The following is a 19,913-nucleotide window of genomic DNA, read 5'->3' as shown; positions in this document are numbered from 1 at the left end:
CGGGGGGGGGGGGGGGGGGTTGGGGGGGGGGGGGGGGGGGGGGGGGGGCCCGCCCCGCGGGGGGGGGGGGGGCGCCCCCGGGGGGCCGCGGGGGGGGGGGGGGCCGCCCGGGGGGCCCCCCCCCCCACCCCCGGTTCAAAACCCAAGGCGAGGTGAACGACCGCCCAACTTCTGCCGTTTCAACGCCCTCTTCAGACGCGGGCCGACCGGCTTCTCCACGAACCGGTGGATCAGCCAGGCCAGCGCGAGCATGCCGAGCACGGTCACCGCGAGCGTCGGCCAGGGCGGCAGGCCCAGGCTCCGGTGCAGGACGCGGATGACGAACCAGCCCAGGTGCTCGTGGACCAGGTAGAACGGGTAGGTCAGCGCGCCGGCCGTGGTCAGCCAGCGCCAGTTCGCCCACCGCGTCCAGCCCAGCGCGACGGCCGCCACGGCGGCGAAGGCGAGCGTGACGATCAGAAGGATGACGTGCGGATCGCGGTGCACGGGACCCTGCGACCCCGGATGCCACAGACCCCGGGTGGCGGTGTACTGGCCCAGCAGCCAGGAGACGCCCACGATGCCCCACAGCAGCAGGTCCCCGCCGAAGCGGTGGACGAGGTACAGCGCGAGACCGCCGACGAAGAACGGCGCGTACTGCGGCATGACCAGCTGCTCGATCAGCGCGTTCCCGGACGACGCGCACACCGCCGCCGCCAGCGTCCAACCGCCGCAGAACAGCACCACCCGGCGGTAGGTGACGCCCCGCGCGACCACGAGCAGCGCGAACAGCACGTAGAAACGCACCTCGACCCAGAGCGTCCAGCACACGCCGAGCACCCGCGGCACGCCCATCGGCTGCTGCAGCATCGTCAGGTTGACCAGGAACTCGTCGGTCCGCACCGGGTGCACCACCACGGGCAGGGCCACCGCCGCGCCGGTGACCAGGACCAGGGCCGCCCAGTAGGCCGGATAGAGGCGGGCCACCCGGGAGCGGAAGAAGTCGCCCAGGGTGCGGCCCCAACTGCTCATGCAGATCACGAAACCGCTGATGACGAAGAAGAACTGCACGCCCAGACAGCCGTACACGGCCGCCTGGTGCAGGGACGGGAACATCCGGGTCGGGGACTGGTGCCAGGACGCGGCAACGGGTCCTCCGCGACCGGTGTAGTGGTAGAGGCAGACCATCAGCGCGGCCACGAGCCGCAGTCCGTCCAGGGCGAGCAGGCGCCCCCGGCCCCCGCCGGAGGCCGCCTGGTGCGAACTCGGGGGCATGGCCCCGGCCTTGTCCTGGGGAAGCCCGCCACCCTGGGGGAGCGTCGCTTGACTCACCGGCGGTGTCATGGGCGCACGCCCCGGCGCAGACTGCGTGCCGTGCGGGCCACGCGGCGGACGGTGGCGTTGCGCGGGATGAACGCCAGCTGGGCGGGGACCCCGCCGGGCAGCGCCAACGAGGTCAGACGCCTGCGCTTGAAGTAGCGCAGCGTCCCGTCGCGCAGATGTCCGGCCAGATAGCGCTCGGTCTCCTCGCGCAGCGCCGGCAGGATCTTCGGCTGCATCGCGTAGCCCACCGCCCGCACCAGCGCGCCCAGCGCCTCGACCGCCATGCCCGGTCGCTGCGCGGTCACCGCGGCCCGGTCGGTCAGCTCCGGCAGCAGCGCGTCGACGACGGTGACCGGGACGCGGTTGCTGTTCTCGTACGGGGTCAGGTGCTCCAGCAGGGTGCCGGTGCCGACGCGGGCGACCGGCAGGCCGTACAGCGCGGAGGCGGTGAGCAGCGCGGTGGAGAAGCAGCCGACGACCAGCGCGGGACGCATCCGCTGGTACAGCACCTCGGCGAGCACCGGGGTGTCCAGGACGGTGAGGTCGGCGCCGAGCTTCTCCGCCTCCTGCTCCAGGGTGCGGGCGAAGCGGGCCGGGGCGGAGGGGTGCGGCTTGAACACCACCCGGGTGTGGCCGAGGGCGACGGCGCCGCGCAGCATCCGGACGTGCAGGTCCTCCTCCTGCTCCGGAGTGAGGATCTCCAGTGCCGAGAGGTACTGGCCGAGCAGCAGCGCCGGCTCCTCGATCTCCGGCAACTCGTCGGCTATGGACGTGAGGTGGGCCAGCACCTTGGTGAAGGCGGCGGTCGGCACGATCTCCGGCGGCACGCCGAACTCGGTGAGCAGCAGCGGGGTGAGGCCCGGCACCAGGTCGAGGTGGAGGAGGCGGTCCACCCGGGTGCCGACCAGCGGGTCGATCTTGTTGCGGGTGGGGCCGTAGCTCATCAGACCGTCCGCGTAGACCGTGACCGGTGCCCCGGTGAAGATCTGCGCGAGGCCGAGCGCCGGGTTGACCTGGATCGACTCCACGGCCAACTCGACGTCGTCGTCACCGAGTTCCCACTCCAGTCGCAGGAACCTCTCCCACAGCGGCAGGTCGTCCGGCCGGGGCGCCCAGCCGCCCGGGTGGAAGGGGAAGATCGTCTCGTTGTACGACAGCACCTCGTCGAACCGCTCGCGCAGCTGCTCGAACCCGGGTGCCTCGTCCAGCCCCGGGGTCGTCTCGGGCGTCGCCGTGGTGTTGCAGACCAGCAGGATGCGCCGGTCGGCGGGGCGGAAGCAGCCGGAGTCCAGGGCGGCGGCGAGGGTGGCGGTGCCGTACAGCGTGGACGCCTGGAAGATCTGGGTGGTCACGCGGCGGCTCCGGCGGGGGCGGGACGGCGGCGCAGCCGGCGCAGCTTGCCGGCGCGCTGGACGTCCATCGAGTCCAGCGCGTCGTCCAGCACGTCCTGCGGCATGCGCCGCAGGGCGGCGGCACTGAGGGATTTCAGTTTCTTCGCCACCGGAGCCTCGAACCTTTCGATGGATCCCAGATGATGGGAAATGATGGCGCAATACGTGCGCACGGCCTTTGGCAGGAGTTTGTCCGATTCCGGGTCCCGTGCGACTTCCTCTATCACCTGGTCGAATGCCCGAATGAAATCGAGTTGCCGGACATCGCCGATCTGGGTGAGCGAAGAGGCGACCCCGCGCCGGTAGAACACCCCGAGCAGGCTCACCGCGGCGAAGGATTCCGCCTCCCGGTGCAGTTTCCAGATCCACGGCCGGTCCTCCGCCGTGCGCAGCCCGTCGGTGAAGTGCAGCAGCCCCCGGTCGGCCAGCCGGCGGTGGTAGACGCCCGCCCAGGCGAACGCGTAGTCCACCGAGGTGGACCGGTCGGCGGGCAGGATCGCCTCCCGCGGGTTCATCACCACACCGCGCCGGCCGTGCGGCACCCGGTGCACCACGCGCGCCCGGCCCGTGCACTGCACATGGTCCGTGCGGACGAAGTCGCAGCCCAGCTCCTCGATCGCGGCGACCAGCTCCGGGTAGTAGCCGGGTGCCAGCCAGTCGTCGCCGTCCAGGAACGTCAGGTACTCGCCGCGCGCCCGGTCGATGCCGGTGTTGCGGGCGGTCGCCAGCCCGCCGTTCTTCTCGTGCCTGACGTGGACCGCGCCGGGCAGCTCGCGCTCCGCGCGCGCGAGAATCTCTGAAGTCCCGTCGCGCGAACAGTCGTCGACGAGAATGAATTCGAAGTCGTCACGCGCGTTCGCCCTGAGGCTCCTCAGGGTGTCGGGCGCGTATTGCTGCACGTTGTAGAACGGCACGATGACGGAGAGCTTGACCACGCACAGGACGCTAGGGCGAAGCCCGGCATTCGTCTTGGCCGTCGCCTTGATCTCAGGTGAACGACGCGTGGCGAAGCTGTGAACCGGGCCTTTTTCCGGGCCGATCGGGGCCCGAAACGCCATTCGGCGATGTGCTGTTAACCGTTTGTTGCATTCCGGTTGGGCCGGACCTCGGAATGCCTTCCTAGCGTCTTCGGCGTGCCAGCAAGTGCAACGAAGGCCCTGCGGGTCGCCGTCCTCGCGGATTCCGACACCCGGTGGAAATGGGGCGCGCTCACCGCGCAACGCCTCAACCCCACCGACACCGGGATCCGGCTCGACGGCTATCTCCTGCGGGGCCGAGCGACCCCCACCGCCCGCCAGCTCGGCGAGGTCGGCGTCCGCGCCGACTCGCTGCGCGAGGTGAGCGCCCTGGAGTTCCTGCGCGCCATGGACGCGGAGTCGTACGACGTCCTCGTCCTCGCTCTGGTGGGCGGCGGCGTCCAAGCCGTGCTGCACGGGCTGAAGCAGGTCTGGGCGAGCCGGACCCGGCGTCCCGTCGTCGTCACCGGCTATGTCGGCGTCGTCTACGAGAAGCTCGCCGACGGCCTGCTGCTGCGGCACGGCGCGGACCTGGTCCTCGCCAACTCCCGCCAGGACGCGGACCGCTTCCGAGCCGTGTACGAGGGGGTGGGCGCCGACGCCTCCTCGGTGACCGAGGTCGCCCTGCCGTTCCTCGGCGGCGAGCCCTACGCCGGCCAACACGAGCCCCGCACGGTGGTGTTCGCGGCCCAGCCCTCGGTCCCGGACAGCCGCGAGGACCGCGCCTACCTGCTCGGCCGCCTCATCCGGCACGCCCGCGGGCACCCCGAGCGCGAGGTGCTGCTCAAGCTGCGCTCCAAGCCGGGGGAGCACACCACCCACATCGAGGAGCTGCCGTACCAGAAGCTGGTCCAGGGCCAGGACCCGCCCGCCAACTTCCGCCTGGTGTACGGGCACATGGGCGAGGTCCTCGACCGCACCGACCTGCTGGTCACCCTCAGCTCGACGGCCGCCCTCGAGGCCCTGCACCGGCGCATCCCCACGGCCGTCCTGACCGACCTGGGCGTGCGCGAGGTGCTCGGCAACCACCACTTCGTCGGCTCCGGCTGCCTCGCCTCCTGGGACCAGCTGGACGCCGGGCACCGCCCGGTGGCCGACCCCGGGTGGGTGGCCCGCAACGGCGTCGCGGCCGACGGAACCTACGCCACCGCCTTCGACGCGGCCCGCGAACGCATCGCCGGGCTGCTGGACCGCCCCGGCGGCCTGCCGCCCCTCACCCCCTACTACACACCCCAGACCGCGCCCGGCTACCTCCCCGGGATCCTCGCCCGCCACCACCTCGGTCCCGACGGCTCACCGCTGCCCGGGGCCCCCGCCGCCGACAAGGCCCCGGGACCGGTCCGGCAGATCGTCCGCCGGGCCGCACGCGGCGCCTACCGCCACGGCGTCCAGCGGGTGGCACCCGTGATCCGACGAATGGGAGAGCTGTGAGCGACCGGATCCCACGCCAAGGAGTCGAGCCCATGCCCAACGCCAACCCGGAAGCGGACCCCGCACCCTCGGTACGCCGGGTGCTCGCGGTGATCCCCGCGCGCGGCGGCTCCAAGGGCGTGCCCGCCAAGAACCTCGCCCCCGTCGGCGGCGTCCCGCTGGTGGCCCGCGCGGTGCGCGAGTGCCGGGCGGCCCGGCTGGTCACCGACGTGGTCGTCTCCACCGACGACCAGGCCATCGCCGCCGCCGCGCGGGCGGCCGGCGCCGAGGTCGTCCTGCGGCCCGCCGCCATCGCCGGGGACACCGCCACCTCCGAGGCCGCCGTCCTGCACGCCATGGACGCCCACGAGGCCCTGCACGGCTCACCGGTCGACGTCGTCCTGCTCGTGCAGTGCACCAGCCCCTTCCTCGTCCGCGAGGACATCGACGGGGTGGCCGGCGCGGTCGTGGACAACGGCGCCGACACGGCGGTGACCGTGGCGCCGTTCCACGGCTTCCTCTGGCGGGACCCGGCCGACGAGACCGACTCCGGGGACGGCAGCGGCGGTTACGGGGTCAACCACGACAAGTCCTTCCGGCCCCGCCGCCAGGACCGCCCGCAGGACCTGCTGGAGACCGGTGCCGCCTACGCGATGGACGCGGCCGGCTTCCGCAAGCACAACCACCGGTTCTTCGGCCACACCGAGCCGGTCCGCACCGACCCGGCCCGGGTGCTGGAGATCGACGACCCGCACGACCTGGCCCGCGCCCGGGCCCTCGCGCCGCTCTTCGACGCCGAGCGGCCCGGCGCCCTTCCCCGCCACGACGACATCGACGCCGTGGTCCTCGACTTCGACGGCACCCAGACCGACGACCGGGTGCTGATCGACTCCGACGGACGGGAACTCGTCTCCGTCCACCGCGGCGACGGACTCGGCATCGCGGCCCTGCGCAGAAGCGGCCTGAAGATGCTGATCCTCTCCACGGAACAGAACCCGGTGGTCGCCGCCCGCGCCCGGAAGCTCCAGCTCCCGGTGCTGCACGGCATCGACCGCAAGGACCTCGCCCTCAAGCAGTGGTGCGAGGAGCAGGGCATCGCGCCCGAGCGCGTGCTCTACGTCGGCAACGACGTCAACGACCTCCCGTGCTTCGCCCTCGTCGGCTGGCCCGTGGCGGTCGCCAGCGCCCACGACGTCGTACGCGGCGCCGCACGCGCGGTCACCACCGTCCCCGGTGGCGACGGCGCGATCCGAGAGATCGCCAACTGGATCCTCGGCCCCTCTCTCGATTCCCTCCCCGAGTAAGGACATCCCAGCCATGAGCACCAACTCCCGCATCCGTGACTTCGGTTCCCGCGAGGCCGGCCCCGGCCGCCCCGTCTACATCTGCGGCGAGATCGGCATCAACCACAACGGCGAGCTGGAGAACGCGTTCAAGCTCATCGACGTGGCCGCCGAGGCCGGCTGCGACGCCGTGAAGTTCCAGAAGCGCACCCCGGAGATCTGCACCCCGCGCGACCAGTGGGACATCGAGCGCGACACCCCCTGGGGCCGGATGACCTACATCGACTACCGCCACCGGGTGGAGTTCGGCGAGGACGAGTACCGTCAGATCGACGAGTACTGCAAGAGCCGGAACATCGCCTGGTTCGCCTCCCCGTGGGACACCGAGGCCGTCGCCTTCCTGGAGAAGTTCGACGTGCCCGCCCACAAGGTGGCCTCCGCCTCCCTCACCGACGACGAGCTGCTGCGCGCCCTGCGCGCCACCGGCCGCACCGTCATCCTCTCCACCGGCATGTCCACCCCGAAGCAGATCCGCCACGCGGTCGAGGTCCTCGGCTCGGACAACATCCTCCTGTGCCACGCCACCTCCACCTACCCGGCCAAGGCCGACGAGCTGAACCTCCGGGTGATCAACACGCTGGAGAAGGAGTACCCGAACGTCCCGATCGGCTACTCCGGCCACGAGACCGGTCTGCAGACCACCCTCGCCGCGGTCGCGCTCGGGGCGACCTTCGTCGAGCGCCACATCACCCTGGACCGCGCCATGTGGGGCTCCGACCAGGCCGCCTCCGTCGAGCCGCAGGGCCTCACCCGCCTGGTCCGCGACATCCGCGCCATCGAGGCGTCCCTCGGTGACGGCGTCAAGAAGGTCTACGACTCCGAGCTGGGCCCCATGAAGAAGCTGCGCCGCGTCGCCGGCGTCGTCGCCGAGGCGGAGATCGCGGCGGCGGCGGGCGAGCCGGTCGCGGTCTGAGAACGGCCCAGCGAGCCCCTCACCACGGGACGGTCGTACGTCGATGAGCCCCCGCGCCACGGACCCCGGCGCCCCGGTCCGCACCCTCGCCTTCGTGGAGAGCCCGGTCCAGCTGCTGAACGTGCTGGAGTGGGCGCACGTCCACGGGGTGCGCGGGGCGGACCCCGGCCCGCCGTCCGTGCCCCCGCAGGTACGGCGGTCGATGGCGGACGGGCCGCCGCCCGGCGCGGAACTCACCGTCGTCGTGCTGTCCCCGACCGACCCCATGACCCGGGGCCAGCTGCGGCGCATGGCCGACCTGGCCCGGGACGAGGGGTTCCGGGTGCGCTGGGAGGAGGCGCGCGGCGGCCCGGTCGCGCCCTTCCACACCATCGGCGGGCTGACCGGGCCGCTGCGCCGGGCCGACCGCATCGTCATGGGCGACCCGTTCTCCCGCTACGTACAGCTCCTCCTGACGATCACCCGGGCCCGTGACCTGGTGGTGGTCGACGACGGCACGGCGACCATGGAGTTCGTCGCCCAGCTCGCGCGCGGGGAACGCCTGGTCCGCTGGCACCGCAAGGGCGGCCGGCCCGGTCCCCGCGACCTGCTCTTCGCGCCGGTGTCCGCCGCCGCCCGCCGCCGGCTTACCCCGGGCGACCGCCGCCGGGTGGAGGTCTTCTCCTCCATGCCGGTGACCGAGACACCCGCCGGGGTGACCGTCACCGCCAACGACTTCGGCTGGACCCGCTCCCGCTTCGGGCCGCCGCGCATCACCAAGGGCGCGGACATGGTCGGAACCTCACTGGTGGAAACCGGCGTCGTCGACGGCGACCGCTACCAGGAGGCCGTCCGCGACCTCGCGAAGACCCACGGCGCCACCCGCTACTTCGCCCACCGCCGCGAGAGCGCGGACAAACTCCACCGGCTGGCCGCCGAGACCGGCCTGGAGATAGTCCGCCCCGATCTGCCCCTGGAGCTGATCGCCCGCCGTGGCCCGATCGGCCGTACGGTCCTCAGCTTCCCCTCGACGGTGGTCCACACCCTGCCGCTGGCCCTGGCCGGCACGGGCGTCCGGGTGGCGGTCTGCGACATAGACCCCGACTGGCTGACGGAGACGGCGTCCCCCCGGGCGCAGGGCTTCCTGTCGGGGGTGACCGGTACGGCACGGGACGTACACCGTCTGGCGGCGGTGAGCCCGGCGTAGGGCCCCTTCGGGCCGCGCCCGCCCCGCCCGGTCAGCGCCGGGCCAGTACGAAGGCCCGGGGCCGCTTCTCCTCCCCGTCCGGTTCCCGGAGGACCGTCGCCCGCACCTCCAGTCCGGCCGCCCCGAGCAGCGCGCCCATCGTCTCCGGGGTCCGCCAGTAGTACGGGAGATCGATCTCGTACCCGAACCGCTCGGTGAGCCGTGTACCACCCCCTTCACGGCCCGACTGGAACGCCAGCAGGACATGACCGCCGGGCACCAGGGTGCGGTGGAATTCGGCGAAGGCGACCGGGAGCTGCTCGTCGGGCACGTGGATCGTCGAGTACAGCGCCAGGATGCCGCCCAGCGTCCCGTCCGGCAGATCCAGCGCGGTCATCGAGCCCACGTGGAAGCGAAGGTGCGGATGGGCCTCCCGGGCGAGTGCCACCATCCCGGGCGAGACATCGACCCCGAACACCGCAACGCCCAGGTCGTGCAGGCGGGCGGCGACATGCCCGGGCCCGCTGCCGAGGTCCGCGACCGGGGCGGGCGAGTTCGCCGCGACCAGCTCGGCGAAGGCGGTGACCAGGGACTTGTCCAGGGGGTTCGCGGCCAGGCCGTCGGGGTGGCGGGCCGTGTACTCCTTGGCGATCCTGTCGTAGGAGAGGCGGGTGGTCTCCAGGAAGTCCGCGGGGTCCGCGTCGACGTCGCTCACGCCGGCGCACGCTACCGGTTACCGGCCGGTCCCGGTACGTGGACAGTTCCGGCGTGACTGTACCGAGGCGTGGTATCCGTGGAGTAGGGAAACAGAGGTCTTACCCACCTCAGTCCGCCGCCATGCGTCCGCCGGTCAGATTTTCTTCACCTAACGGGTTGAAGTTTTGTTGATCGAGGGTCAGTCGACCGACCGGGCGTCCTACCCTTCAGAGGGTGAAGCAATTGATGTCCCGAGAGTCCGAGGCCGACCTTCCCGGCGATGCGCTCCCCGGCGTGCTCAGCGAGGAGCTGTTCGCCGAACTCGTGGCGTTCCGCCGCGACCTGCACATGCACCCGGAACTGGGCAACCAGGAGTTCCGCACCACCGCCGCGATCAAGGAGCGGCTGGAGAAGGCCGGGCTGAAGCCCCGCGTCCTCTCCGTCGGCACCGGACTCATCTGTGACATCGGCGATTCGGGCGCCGGCGCCCCGATCCTCGCCCTGCGCGCCGACATCGACGCCCTGCCCATCCCGGACACGAAGAGCGACTGCGCGTACCGCTCGACCGTGCCCGACCGGGCCCACGCCTGCGGTCACGACGTGCACACCACCGTCGTCCTCGGCGCCGGCCTGGTCCTGGCCGACCTGCACGCCAAGGGCATGCTGCCGCGCCCGGTGCGGCTGATCTTCCAGCCGGCCGAGGAGGTGCTGCCCGGCGGCGCCGCCGACGCCATCGCCTGCGGGGCGCTCGACGGGGTGGCCCGTATCCTCGCCGTGCACTGCGACCCGCGCGTGGACGCCGGTCTGATCGGCCTGCGGCACGGCCCCATCACCAGCGCCTGCGACCGGCTGGAGATCGCCCTCGACGGCCCCGGCGGACACACCGCCCGCCCGCACCTGACCACCGACCTGGTCACCGCCGCCGCCCGCGTGGTCGTCGACGTGCCCGCGCTGGTCGCCCGCCGCGTCGACAGCCGCAGCGGCCTCGCCGTCACCTGGGGCAGGGTCGAGTCGGGGCACGCCCCCAACGTCATCCCGCAGCACGCCGAGCTGTCCGGAACCGTGCGCTGCCTGGACCTGGAGACCTGGCGGCAGGCGCCCGACGTCCTGCACGCCGCCATCGACGAGGTCGCCACCCTGCACCGGGCCAAGTCGGAGATCAACTACGTACGCGGTGTGCCCCCGGTCGTCAACGACCCCGCCGTCACCGAACTGCTGCGCGAGGCGATGACCGCCCGGCGCGGCGTGGAGTCGGTCGAGGGCACCGAGCAGAGCCTCGGCGGCGAGGACTTCTCCTGGTACCTGGAACGGGTGCCCGGCGCCATGGCCCGCCTCGGCGTACGTACCCCCGGCGACCGCACGGTGCGCGACCTGCACCAGGGCGACTTCGACGCGGACGAGCAGGCGATCACGGTAGGCGTGGAACTGTTCACGGCGGCTGCACTCCTGGACGCGATGCCCTAACGCGCGGCGGTGCGGGGGCACCACGGTGCCGCGCGAGCGCCGGGCGCGATGCCGTTAGGGCGCGGGGGTACGGGGCGCCCTGGTGCCGCGCGTCCCGGGGGTGCTCGCCGCGTGACCGGATTTCGCGGATCCGGCAGCGTGATGCACGCCTCCCGTGCCGCGCTCGCCGCGTGGCCGGATGGTGCTGACCCGCGCAGGGTGATCCGACACGTCCAGGGACTCGCCGCGTGGCCGGATGGTGCCTGCCTTGCCTCGTCGTGATGTCGGCGCGGACGAGCAGTTGTCCGCGAGGGATCTCGCCGCCCGGACGCAGTGGGCGAGCGCCCGGCGCGCGTACTCGGGCGAAGCGCCCCGCGAGTCCGCATGCCGGGGGTGAGCGTGACCGGCTCGCGCCGCGACCCCGGCGGTCGTAGACGACCGCCGCGCAGCGGTCCGGGAGCCGCCGCGCGCTGCCGCAGGGTGCCCGGGGCGCTGCCTCGGGGTCCCGCGCTGCGTCCGCACCGGCATGCGCCCGCCCGGTGACGGGACGGTGAGCGGACCTGCGCCAGGGTGGCTTCCGTGCCCTGGAGCCGGCATCGCGACCCCCGACAGCGGGGGCACCCCATTAGTGACCCTTCGTCCGCTTGTGTCACCCTGGTGTAACCGTCGGCGCACCGTCGTAACCCGGAGTCGGCACGAATCGATAACGGCGGGGAGAAACCCCGTTCCCCTCCCCTTCTACGCGCGTTACTGTGCGCCGAAATCGCCACCACTGGCGGCACATTGGGGAAGCGGGCCGGTGACGGTGCCGTGGGGATGAAGGGTGCTTGCTGTGCGTCTGATCTCTCGGAGGACCAGGTTCTCCCAAGCTGCGGTGACCGTCGCTGTCGTCGCCCTCGCGGCCGCCGGTTGCGGCAAGTCCAGCACCGACTCCACCACCTCGTCCAAGGACGGCAAGTACTCCGGCAAGGGCATAGGCCTGGCCTACGACGTGGGCGGCAAGGGCGACCAGTCCTTCAACGACGCCGCCTACTCGGGCTTCAAGAAGGCCGAGACCGACTTCAAGATCGGCGGCCGGGACATCGAGCCCCAGGACGGCGAGTCCGACGCGGACAAGGCGCAGCGCCTGGAGACCCTGGCGAAGGCGGGCTACAACCCGATCATCGGCGTCGGCTACTCCTACGCGCCGGCCGTCAAGGAGGTCTCCGCCAAGTATCCCCACGTCACCTTCGGCATGATCGACGACTCCACGATCCAGGCGAAGAACGTCGCCGACCTGGTCTTCGCCGCAGAACAGTCCTCGTACCTCGCGGGCGTCGCCGCGGCCTCGGCGACCAAGAAGGACCACATCGGCTTCATCGGCGGCGTGGACATCCCGCTCATCCACACCTTCGAGGCGGGCTTCGACCAGGGAGCCAAGTCCGTCAACCCGAAGATCAAGATCGAGTCGCAGTACCTCACCCAGACGGCCCAGGAGGGCGGCTTCTCCAGCCCCGACAAGGGCAAGGACGCGGCTCAGGGGCAGATCGACGCGGGCGCCGACGTGATCTACCACGCGGCCGGCCTCTCCGGCCAGGGCGTCATCCAGGCCGCCGCCACCGCCAAGGTGTGGGCGATCGGCGTGGACTCCGACCAGTACCAGCAGACCGCGCTCGCCAAGTACAAGGACTACATCCTCGGCTCGGCGCTGAAGAACGTCGGCGGCGCGGTCTACGACCTGGCGAAGTCGGTCGTCGAAGGCAAGCCGGAGAGCGGCACCGTGGAGGGCACCCTGAAGTCGGGCGGCGTCGGCTTCGCGGACACCAACCCGAAGTACAAGGCGCTGACCAAGGTCGTGGCCGCCGTGGACAAGGCCAAGCAGGACATCATCGACGGCAAGGTCACCGTCAACACCAAGTGATCCGAGCCCGGCCGGTACACCCGGTCGGGCACGGTTGCACCCGTGCGCCCCTTGCCTCCCGCAAGGGGCGTACTGCTCTCCGTAACCTTGGCCCGTGACTGTGGCCACAGCTCGATAACGGACCGGACATTGGGGGTTTTCCGTCAGGTCTACGCGCGTTACGCTGCGGCGGAACCAGCGCCTGGTTTGGGCGCTTGCACAAAGGAGTCAAGTTCCATGCGCCGGGTGTCCCGTATCGCGGTTGCAGGCGTTGCAACCGCAGCCCTTGCTGTCACTGTTTCCGCCTGCGGAAGCTCGTCCACCTCGTCCGCGACCGGCGGCAAGTCGAAGGGCATCGGCCTCGCCTACGACGTCGGCGGCAAGGGCGACCAGTCCTTCAACGACGCCGCCTTCGCGGGCTTCCAGAAGGCCGAGAAGGACTTCGGCGTCAGCGGCCGGGACATCGAGCCGCAGGACGGCGAGTCCGACGCGGACAAGGCGCAGCGCCTGGAGACCCTGGCGAAGGCGGGCTACAACCCGATCATCGGCGTCGGCTACTCCTACGCGCCGGCCGTCAAGGAGGTCGCCGCCAAGTACCCGAAGGTGACCTTCGGCATCATCGACGACAACACCATCAACGCGAAGAACGTCGCGGACATGGTCTTCCACGAGGAGGAGTCCTCCTACCTCGCCGGTGTCGCCGCCGCCAAGGCCACCAAGAAGAACCACATCGGCTTCATCGGCGGTGTGGACATCCCGCTGATCCACAAGTTCGAGGCGGGCTACGTCCAGGGTGCCCAGTCGGTCAACCCGAACATCAAGGTCGAGAAGCAGTACCTGACCGAGACGGCCCAGGAGGGCGGCTTCTCCAGCCCCGACAAGGGCCAGAACGCGGCCCAGGGTCAGATCGACGCGGGCGCCGACGTGCTCTACGCCGCCGCCGGCCTCTCCGGCCAGGGCGTGATCAAGGCCGCCGCCGCGCACAAGATCTGGGCGGTCGGCGTGGACTCCGACCAGTACCAGCAGACCGCGCTGGCCGCGTACAAGAACTACATCCTGACCTCGGCGCTGAAGAACGTCGAGGGCGCGGTGTACGACCTGTCCAAGTCCGTGATCAAGGACAAGAAGCCGCTGTCCGGTGAGATCCGCGGCTCGCTCGTCAACGGTGGCGTGGGCCTGTCGAACTCCAACCCGGCCTTCGCCGGCAACGCGGACATCCAGGCCGCGGTCAAGAAGGCCGAAGAGGGCATCAAGAACGGCACCATCAAGGTGAAGACCTCCTGACCTTCCCGGTCACGGGCCTTGGCCTGGAGAGCGCTGTAATGGCAGCGTTACGGCCACGGAACGGGGCCCGGGGAGCATGTCTCCCCGTGTCCCGTTCGCGCGGCAGAATGCTCGGAACGGATCGGGTACTTCAACAAAGCCGATCAGATCCGGGCACTATTTAAAGCAGGGGCGCTACGCGCGTAGAGTGGCCCCTTTCCTGAGGAGAGTGCGCCATCGACGCGTCCAGCAGCCCTCCGCTCACCGCACCCTCGACCGTCGCGGTAGAGCTCGCGGGCATCACGAAACGATTCCCCGGTGTCGTCGCCAACCACGACATCCACCTCACGGTCCGCAAGGGCACCGTCCATGCCCTCGTCGGCGAGAACGGCGCCGGCAAGTCGACCCTGATGAAGATCCTCTACGGCATGCAGAAGCCGGACGAGGGCACCATCGCGGTCGACGGCGAGCAGGTCTCCTTCTCGTCCCCGGCCGACGCCATCGCGCGCGGCATCGGCATGGTCCACCAGCACTTCATGCTGGCCGACAACCTGACCGTGCTGGAGAACGTGGTGCTCGGCAGCGAGAAGCTGCACGGCATCGGCGGCGGCGCCCGCCGGAAGATCAAGGAGATCTCCGACCGCTACGGTCTGGGCATCCGCCCGGACGCCCTGGTCGAGGACCTCGGCGTCGCCGACCGCCAGCGCGTCGAGATCCTCAAGGTCCTCTTCCGCGGCGCCAGCACCCTCATCCTGGACGAGCCCACCGCCGTACTGGTCCCGCAGGAGGTCGACGCACTCTTCGCCAACCTGCGCGAGCTGAGGTCCGAAGGCCTGTCCGTCATCTTCATCTCGCACAAGCTGGGCGAGGTGCTCTCCGTCGCCGACGACATCACCGTCATCCGGCGCGGCACCACCGTCGGCACGGCAGTCCCCTCCGAGACCACCCCGCGCCAGCTCGCGGAGCTGATGGTCGGCAGCGAGCTGCCCACCCCGGAGACCGCCGAGTCCACCGTCACCGACCAGCCGGTGCTCGAGGTCAGCAACCTCACCGTCTACGCGAGCGGCGGCGCCTCCCTGGGCGCCGAGGCCGAGCCGTCCTCGCCCGGGCTCACCGAGTTCGCGGGCGCCGGCGAGGCCAAGCGCGTCCTGGACGACGTCACCTTCACCATCCACGCCGGCGAGGTCATGGGCATCGCCGGTGTCGAGGGCAACGGCCAGACCGAGCTGATCGACGCGCTCATCGGCACCAAGCACGCCGACTCCGGCCGGATCGTCTTCCTCGGCGACGACATCACCCCGTGGGCCACCCGCAAGCGCCGCGAGCGGGGCGTCGGCTACATCCCCGAGGACCGCCACCGCCAGGGCCTGCTCCTGGAGTCCCCCCTCTGGGAGAACCGTATCCTCGGCCATGTCACCGAGAAGCCCAACGCCAAGGGCTTCTGGCTGGACATCAAGGGCGCCCAGGCCGACACCCGCCGGATCGTCGAGCAGTACGACGTCCGCACCCCCGGCATCGACGTCACCGCGGCCTCCCTCTCCGGCGGCAACCAGCAGAAGCTGATCGTCGGCCGCGAGATGAGCCACGACCCCAAGTTCCTGATCGCCGCCCACCCCACCCGGGGCGTGGACGTCGGCGCCCAGGCGCAGATCTGGGACCGCATCCGCGAGGCCCGCCGCGAGGGCCTGGCCGTGCTGCTGATCTCCGCGGACCTGGACGAGCTGATCGGCCTGTCCGACACCCTGCGCGTGATCTACAACGGCAGGCTGGTCGCGGACGCCGACCCCGCCACCATCACGCCGGAGGAGCTGGGCTCGGCCATGACGGGTGCCGCGTCCGGTCACCTGGAACACGTAGAGACCGCCCCCGAAGACGGGGCAGACGCCGGTCCGGAGGACGACGCCCGATGAAGAAGTTCGACAAGGAGCGGGTGCTCCTCGCGGTGGCCGGACCGGTCATCGCGCTCGTCCTGGCGATCGCGCTGACCTCCGTCGTGCTGCTCGCCTCGGGCAAGAACCCGTTCGAGCCGTACACCCTGATGCTCCAGCAGCTGCCGTACTCGGACATCCAGGTCCTGATCATCAACCAGGCGTCGCTGTACTACATCGCCGCCATCGCGGTCGCCCTCGGCTTCCGCATGAACCTGTTCAACATCGGCGTCGACGGCCAGTACCGCCTCGCCGCGGTGATGACCGCCGTGGTCGGCGCCAACGTCGGCCTGCCGAGCTTCCTGCAGATCCCCCTGCTCCTCCTGGTCGCCATGGGCACCGGCGCCTTCTGGGCCGGTATCGCGGGCGTCCTGAAGGTCACCCGGGGCGTCAGCGAGGTCGTCGCGACGATCATGCTCAATGCCATCGCCACCAGCGTCATCGGCTACGTCACCCTCACCGACGTGTGGGGCGTGCAGGTCGGCAACAACATGACGACCGGCATCATGAAGAAGTCCGGCTGGTTCCCCGGCATCAACATGGGCTCCGACGTCGGCGAGATCTACGGCCTGGTCTTCCTCGCCGTCCTGCTCGGCATCGGCTACTGGCTGGTCCTCAACCGCACCCGGTTCGGCTTCGACCTGCGCGCCACCGGCGCCTCCGAGACCGCCGCCGCGGCCTCCGGCGTCGACGCCAAGCGCATGGTGCTCGTCTCCATGCTGATCTCCGGCGCCATCGCGGGCCTGTCCGGCCTGCCGCTGCTGCTCGGCGACACCCACACCTACAGCCTGAGCTTCCCGGCGGGCCTCGGCTTCACCGCCATCGGCATCGCCCTGCTCGGCCGCAACAACCCCGGCGGCATCGCCCTCGCCGCCCTGCTGTGGGCCTTCCTCGACAAGGCGTCTCCCGCCCTCGACTACGCGACCCCGGTGGCGTACGACAAGGAGATCGCCACGATCATGCAGGGCCTGATCGTCTTCGCGGTCGTCATCTCGTACGAGGCCGTACGCCAGTGGGGTCTGCGCCGCCAGCAGCGCCAGGTCGGCGCCGAGCTGGCCGCGGCCGCCGCTCAGAACACCAACAAGGAGGTGGCGGCCTGATGTCCACCGCGACCATCGCCAAGCCGCAGGCGAAGCAGCCCGGCAGGGGCCGCCGTATGTCGCTCCCGGTACTCCTGCTCGTCATCGCGGGCGTACTGGTGCTGACCTCGATCGTCCGCCTGATCACCGGCGCGGACGGCATCACCTCGACCGGCCAGATGTCCACCGCCCTGGAACTCGCGGTGCCGATCGGCCTCGCCGGCCTCGGCGGCCTGTGGGCCGAGCGCGCGGGCGTCGTCAACATCGGCCTCGAGGGCATGATGATCCTCGGCACCTGGTTCGGCGCCTGGGCCGGCTACCAGTGGGGCCCCTGGGCCGGTGTCGCCTTCGGCATCATCGGCGGCGCGCTCGGCGCCGTCCTGCACGCCATCGCCACGGTGACCTTCAACGTCAACCACATCGTCTCCGGTGTGGCGCTGAACATCCTGGCCCTCGGTGTCACCCGCTACCTGTCGAAGTTCACCTTCGCCAACGCCCCGCAGGGCTCCACCAAGCAGTCCCCGCCGATCGACTCGCTGGGCACCTTCTCGGTCCCCGGCCTGTCCGACTGGCTGGACACCCTCAACGGCAAGCACTGGTTCCTCGTCTCGGACATCGGCGGCCTGCTCGGCGGCCTGGTCACCGACCTGTCGCCGCTCACCGTGATCGCGGTGGCCCTGGTCCCGCTGACCTGGTGGGTGCTGTGGCGCACCGCCTTCGGCCTGCGCCTGCGCTCCTGCGGCGAGAACCCGGTGGCGGCCGAGTCCCTCGGCGTCAACGTGTACAAGTACAAGTACATCGCGGTGATCATCAGCGGTGGCTTCGCCGGACTCGGCGGCGCCTTCCTCTCCCTCGTCGCCTCCAACGTCTACCTGGACGGCCAGACCGCCGGCCGCGGCTACATCGGCCTCGCGGCGATGATCTTCGGCAACTGGATGCCGGGCGGCCTCGCCCTCGGCGCCGGCCTCTTCGGCTACACCGACAGCCTCAACCTGCGCGGCGGCACGGTGAACGTCCACGCGCTGATCCTGCTCCTCGCCATCCTGCTGGTCTTCGGCGCGGCCTACCTCGTCTGGAAGAAGAAGTACGTCCCCGCCGTCGTCACCGCCGTCGTCGCGGCCCTGATGTTCGTCTGGTACGTCGCCACCAACGACGTCCCGCGCCAGCTGGTGACGGCCACGCCGTACCTCGTCACGCTGCTCGTGCTGTCGCTGTCCGCGCAGTCCCTGCGGATGCCGAAGGCCGACGGCCTGCCGTACCGGAAGGGACAGGGCAAGTGACCGCCGCGTCCGCAGCGTCCGGCGCGTTCGACTGGGAGGCGCTGCGCGCCGAGGCACGGGAGGCCATGTCCCACGCCTACGCCCCCTACTCGGGCTTCCCGGTCGGCGTGGCGGCGCTGGTCGACGACGGACGCACGGTCTCCGGCTGCAACGTCGAGAACGCCTCGTACGGCATCGGACTGTGCGCCGAGTGCGGGCTGGTCTCCGAGCTGCAGCGCACCGGCGGCGGCCGTCTGACGCACTTCACCTGCGTGGACGGCACCGGCTCCCTGCTCGTCCCGTGCGGGCGCTGCCGCCAGCTGCTGTACGAGTTCGGCGGCCCGGACCTGCTGCTGGACACCCCGGCGGGCATCCTCCCGCTCTCCGAGATGCTGCCGCAGGCCTTCGGGCCGGACCATCTCACCAAGTAACTCCCCCTCGCGGCCCCTCCGGGCTCCAAGAGCCGCCCGGAGGGGCCGCGGGCTTTCGCACCGGACTCCAAGAGGAACGAGGCCACGGCCATGGACGCCATCTCCGTCATCCGCACCAAGCGGGACCGCGGTGAGCTGAGCGACGAGCAGATCGACTGGGTCATCGACGCCTACACCCGCGGCGAGGTCGCCGACTACCAGATGGCCGCCCTCAACATGGCCATCCTGCTCAACGGCATGAACCGGCGTGAGATCGCCCGCTGGACGGCCGCCATGATCGCCTCCGGTGAGCGCATGGACTTCTCGTCCCTGTCCCGCCCGACGGCCGACAAGCACTCCACGGGCGGTGTGGGCGACAAGATCACCCTGCCGCTGGCCCCGCTGGTCGCCGCCTGCGGCGCGGCCGTCCCGCAGCTCTCCGGCCGGGGCCTCGGCCACACCGGCGGCACCCTGGACAAGCTGGAGTCGATCCCGGGCTGGCGCGCGCTGCTCTCCAACGAGGAGATGCTCTCCGTCCTCGACGGGACGGGCGCGGTGATCTGCGCGGCGGGCGACGGGCTGGCCCCCGCGGACAAGAAGCTGTACGCCCTGCGTGACGTGACCGGCACGGTGGAGGCGATCCCCCTGATCGCCTCCTCCATCATGTCGAAGAAGATCGCCGAGGGCACGGGCTCGCTGGTCCTGGACGTCAAGGTGGGCACGGGCGCCTTCATGAAGACGCTGGCGGACGCCCGCGAACTGGCCTCCACGATGGTCGGTCTCGGTACGGACCACGGTGTGCGGACGGTCGCCCTGCTGACCGACATGTCCACCCCGCTCGGCCTGACCGCCGGCAACGCCCTGGAGGTCCGCGAGTCGGTGGAGGTGCTGGCCGGCGGCGGCCCCGCGGACGTGGTCGAGCTGACCGTCGCCCTGGCCCGCGAGATGCTCGACGCGGCCGGGGTGAAGGACGCCGACCCGGCGAAGGCCCTGGCCGACGGTTCGGCGATGGACGTCTGGCGCCGCATGATCGCGGCCCAGGGCGGCGACCCCGACGCCCCGCTGCCCACCTCGAAGGAACAGCACGTGGTCAAGGCCTCCGCCTCCGGCGTCCTGACCCGGCTGGACGCCTACGACATCGGCATCGCCGCCTGGCGCCTCGGCGCGGGCCGCGCCCGCAAGGAGGACCCGGTGCAGGCGGGCGCGGGCGTCGAACTCCACGCCAAGCCGGGCGACACGGTGACGGCGGGCCAGCCCCTGCTCACCCTCCACACGGACACCCCCGAGCGCTTCGAGTACGCGCTCCAGGCGGTGGAGGGCTGCTACGACGTGGCCCCGGCCGGCACGGAGTTCTCGGCCACGCCGGTCGTGCTGGAACGTATCGCCTGACCAGGGGATTCTTCGTTCGGGTGAACG

The 19,913-nt window shown here is 71.2% G+C and carries 16 protein-coding genes; 12 read left to right on the top strand and 4 right to left on the bottom strand.

Going from position 1 to position 19,913, the window contains the following annotated elements; genetic code table 11:
• Positions 1-135 precede the first annotated feature (135 nt).
• The 3 genes from ACFYMM_RS02195 to ACFYMM_RS02185 form a co-directional block, all read right to left on the bottom strand.
• Positions 136-1,254 (bottom strand): acyltransferase family protein, encoded by a 1,119-nt coding sequence (locus tag ACFYMM_RS02195; RefSeq protein WP_388382916.1) that lies wholly within the window; start codon positions 1,252-1,254, stop codon positions 136-138.
• A gap of 65 nt (positions 1,255-1,319) precedes the next feature.
• Complete coding sequence (locus ACFYMM_RS02190) at positions 1,320-2,654, bottom strand: alpha-2,8-polysialyltransferase family protein (protein WP_388382914.1); 1,335 nt, start codon at positions 2,652-2,654, stop codon at positions 1,320-1,322.
• Complete coding sequence (locus ACFYMM_RS02185) at positions 2,651-3,628, bottom strand: glycosyltransferase family 2 protein (RefSeq protein WP_388383305.1); 978 nt, start codon at positions 3,626-3,628, stop codon at positions 2,651-2,653. Before ACFYMM_RS02185 ends, ACFYMM_RS02190 begins: the two co-directional genes overlap by 4 nt.
• Before the next feature lie 198 nt (positions 3,629-3,826).
• Here ACFYMM_RS02185 and ACFYMM_RS02180 point away from each other — a divergent pair, with 198 nt between their 5' ends.
• Genes ACFYMM_RS02180 through ACFYMM_RS02165 form a run of 4 tightly spaced genes read left to right on the top strand, consistent with a single transcriptional unit; the run spans position 3,827 to position 8,561 of the window.
• Positions 3,827-5,140 (top strand): DUF6716 putative glycosyltransferase, encoded by a 1,314-nt coding sequence (locus tag ACFYMM_RS02180; protein ID WP_388382912.1) that lies wholly within the window; start codon positions 3,827-3,829, stop codon positions 5,138-5,140.
• Positions 5,141-5,172: 32 nt separating this feature from the next.
• Complete coding sequence (locus tag ACFYMM_RS02175; RefSeq protein WP_388382910.1) at positions 5,173-6,423, top strand: cytidylyltransferase domain-containing protein; 1,251 nt, start codon at positions 5,173-5,175, stop codon at positions 6,421-6,423.
• Between the two features lie 13 nt (positions 6,424-6,436).
• Positions 6,437-7,375: an N-acetylneuraminate synthase family protein gene (locus tag ACFYMM_RS02170; protein ID WP_388382908.1), complete on the top strand. Its 939-nt coding sequence runs from the start codon at positions 6,437-6,439 to the stop codon at positions 7,373-7,375.
• Positions 7,376-7,418: 43 nt separating this feature from the next.
• Entirely contained in the window at positions 7,419-8,561 is a 1,143-nt protein-coding gene (locus tag ACFYMM_RS02165) for a hypothetical protein (RefSeq protein WP_388382906.1), read from the top strand.
• Between the two features lie 31 nt (positions 8,562-8,592).
• Here the strand turns inward: ACFYMM_RS02165 and ACFYMM_RS02160 are convergent, their stop codons facing one another.
• Entirely contained in the window at positions 8,593-9,255 is a 663-nt protein-coding gene (locus ACFYMM_RS02160) for a class I SAM-dependent methyltransferase (protein ID WP_388382904.1), read from the bottom strand.
• 227 nt (positions 9,256-9,482) lie between these two features.
• On the opposite strand from ACFYMM_RS02160, the gene ACFYMM_RS02155 reads away from it, so the two are divergent.
• From ACFYMM_RS02155 to ACFYMM_RS02120, 8 genes are all read left to right on the top strand, one after another.
• Positions 9,483-10,700: a M20 family metallopeptidase gene (locus tag ACFYMM_RS02155; protein WP_388382902.1), complete on the top strand. Its 1,218-nt coding sequence runs from the start codon at positions 9,483-9,485 to the stop codon at positions 10,698-10,700.
• A gap of 853 nt (positions 10,701-11,553) precedes the next feature.
• Positions 11,554-12,579, top strand: coding sequence for a BMP family protein (locus tag ACFYMM_RS02150; RefSeq protein WP_388382900.1), 1,026 nt, complete (start codon positions 11,554-11,556; stop codon positions 12,577-12,579).
• Between the two features lie 216 nt (positions 12,580-12,795).
• Positions 12,796-13,842, top strand: coding sequence for a BMP family protein (locus tag ACFYMM_RS02145; RefSeq protein ID WP_388382899.1), 1,047 nt, complete (start codon positions 12,796-12,798; stop codon positions 13,840-13,842).
• Positions 13,843-14,057: 215 nt separating this feature from the next.
• Positions 14,058-15,731, top strand: coding sequence for an ABC transporter ATP-binding protein (locus ACFYMM_RS02140; RefSeq protein ID WP_388383303.1), 1,674 nt, complete (start codon positions 14,058-14,060; stop codon positions 15,729-15,731).
• The gene (locus ACFYMM_RS02135) at positions 15,728-16,849 is read left to right on the top strand and encodes an ABC transporter permease (protein WP_388382897.1); all 1,122 of its coding nucleotides are present in this window, start codon (positions 15,728-15,730) and stop codon (positions 16,847-16,849) included. The genes ACFYMM_RS02140 and ACFYMM_RS02135 overlap by 4 nt, the downstream gene beginning before the upstream one ends.
• Complete coding sequence (locus ACFYMM_RS02130; RefSeq protein ID WP_388382895.1) at positions 16,849-18,108, top strand: ABC transporter permease; 1,260 nt, start codon at positions 16,849-16,851, stop codon at positions 18,106-18,108. The genes ACFYMM_RS02135 and ACFYMM_RS02130 overlap by 1 nt, the downstream gene beginning before the upstream one ends.
• Positions 18,105-18,518 (top strand): cytidine deaminase, encoded by a 414-nt coding sequence (locus ACFYMM_RS02125; RefSeq protein WP_388382893.1) that lies wholly within the window; start codon positions 18,105-18,107, stop codon positions 18,516-18,518. The genes ACFYMM_RS02130 and ACFYMM_RS02125 overlap by 4 nt, the downstream gene beginning before the upstream one ends.
• Positions 18,519-18,608: 90 nt before the next feature.
• A complete protein-coding gene (locus ACFYMM_RS02120) occupies positions 18,609-19,886 on the top strand; it encodes a thymidine phosphorylase (protein WP_388382892.1) in 1,278 nt (425 codons plus the stop codon).
• The last annotated feature ends 27 nt before the right edge of the window (positions 19,887-19,913 follow it).

Source organism: Streptomyces sp. NPDC006739 (genome assembly GCF_042869815.1).
GTDB lineage: Bacteria > Actinomycetota > Actinomycetes > Streptomycetales > Streptomycetaceae > Streptomyces.
The sequence above is the reverse complement of the archived record's forward strand: the minus strand, read 5'-3'. Positions and strand labels throughout refer to the sequence as shown.

Coding starts and splice junctions, on each gene's coding strand:
- ACFYMM_RS02195 (WP_388382916.1), bottom strand. CDS start 1,254: ATGCCCCCGAGTTCGCACCAGGCGGCCTCCGGCGGGGGCCGGGGGCGC.
- ACFYMM_RS02135 (WP_388382897.1), top strand. CDS start 15,728: ATGAAGAAGTTCGACAAGGAGCGGGTGCTCCTCGCGGTGGCCGGACCG.
- ACFYMM_RS02170 (WP_388382908.1), top strand. CDS start 6,437: ATGAGCACCAACTCCCGCATCCGTGACTTCGGTTCCCGCGAGGCCGGC.
- ACFYMM_RS02145 (WP_388382899.1), top strand. CDS start 12,796: ATGCGCCGGGTGTCCCGTATCGCGGTTGCAGGCGTTGCAACCGCAGCC.
- ACFYMM_RS02155 (WP_388382902.1), top strand. CDS start 9,483: ATGTCCCGAGAGTCCGAGGCCGACCTTCCCGGCGATGCGCTCCCCGGC.
- ACFYMM_RS02175 (WP_388382910.1), top strand. CDS start 5,173: ATGCCCAACGCCAACCCGGAAGCGGACCCCGCACCCTCGGTACGCCGG.
- ACFYMM_RS02120 (WP_388382892.1), top strand. CDS start 18,609: ATGGACGCCATCTCCGTCATCCGCACCAAGCGGGACCGCGGTGAGCTG.
- ACFYMM_RS02130 (WP_388382895.1), top strand. CDS start 16,849: ATGTCCACCGCGACCATCGCCAAGCCGCAGGCGAAGCAGCCCGGCAGG.
- ACFYMM_RS02165 (WP_388382906.1), top strand. CDS start 7,419: ATGAGCCCCCGCGCCACGGACCCCGGCGCCCCGGTCCGCACCCTCGCC.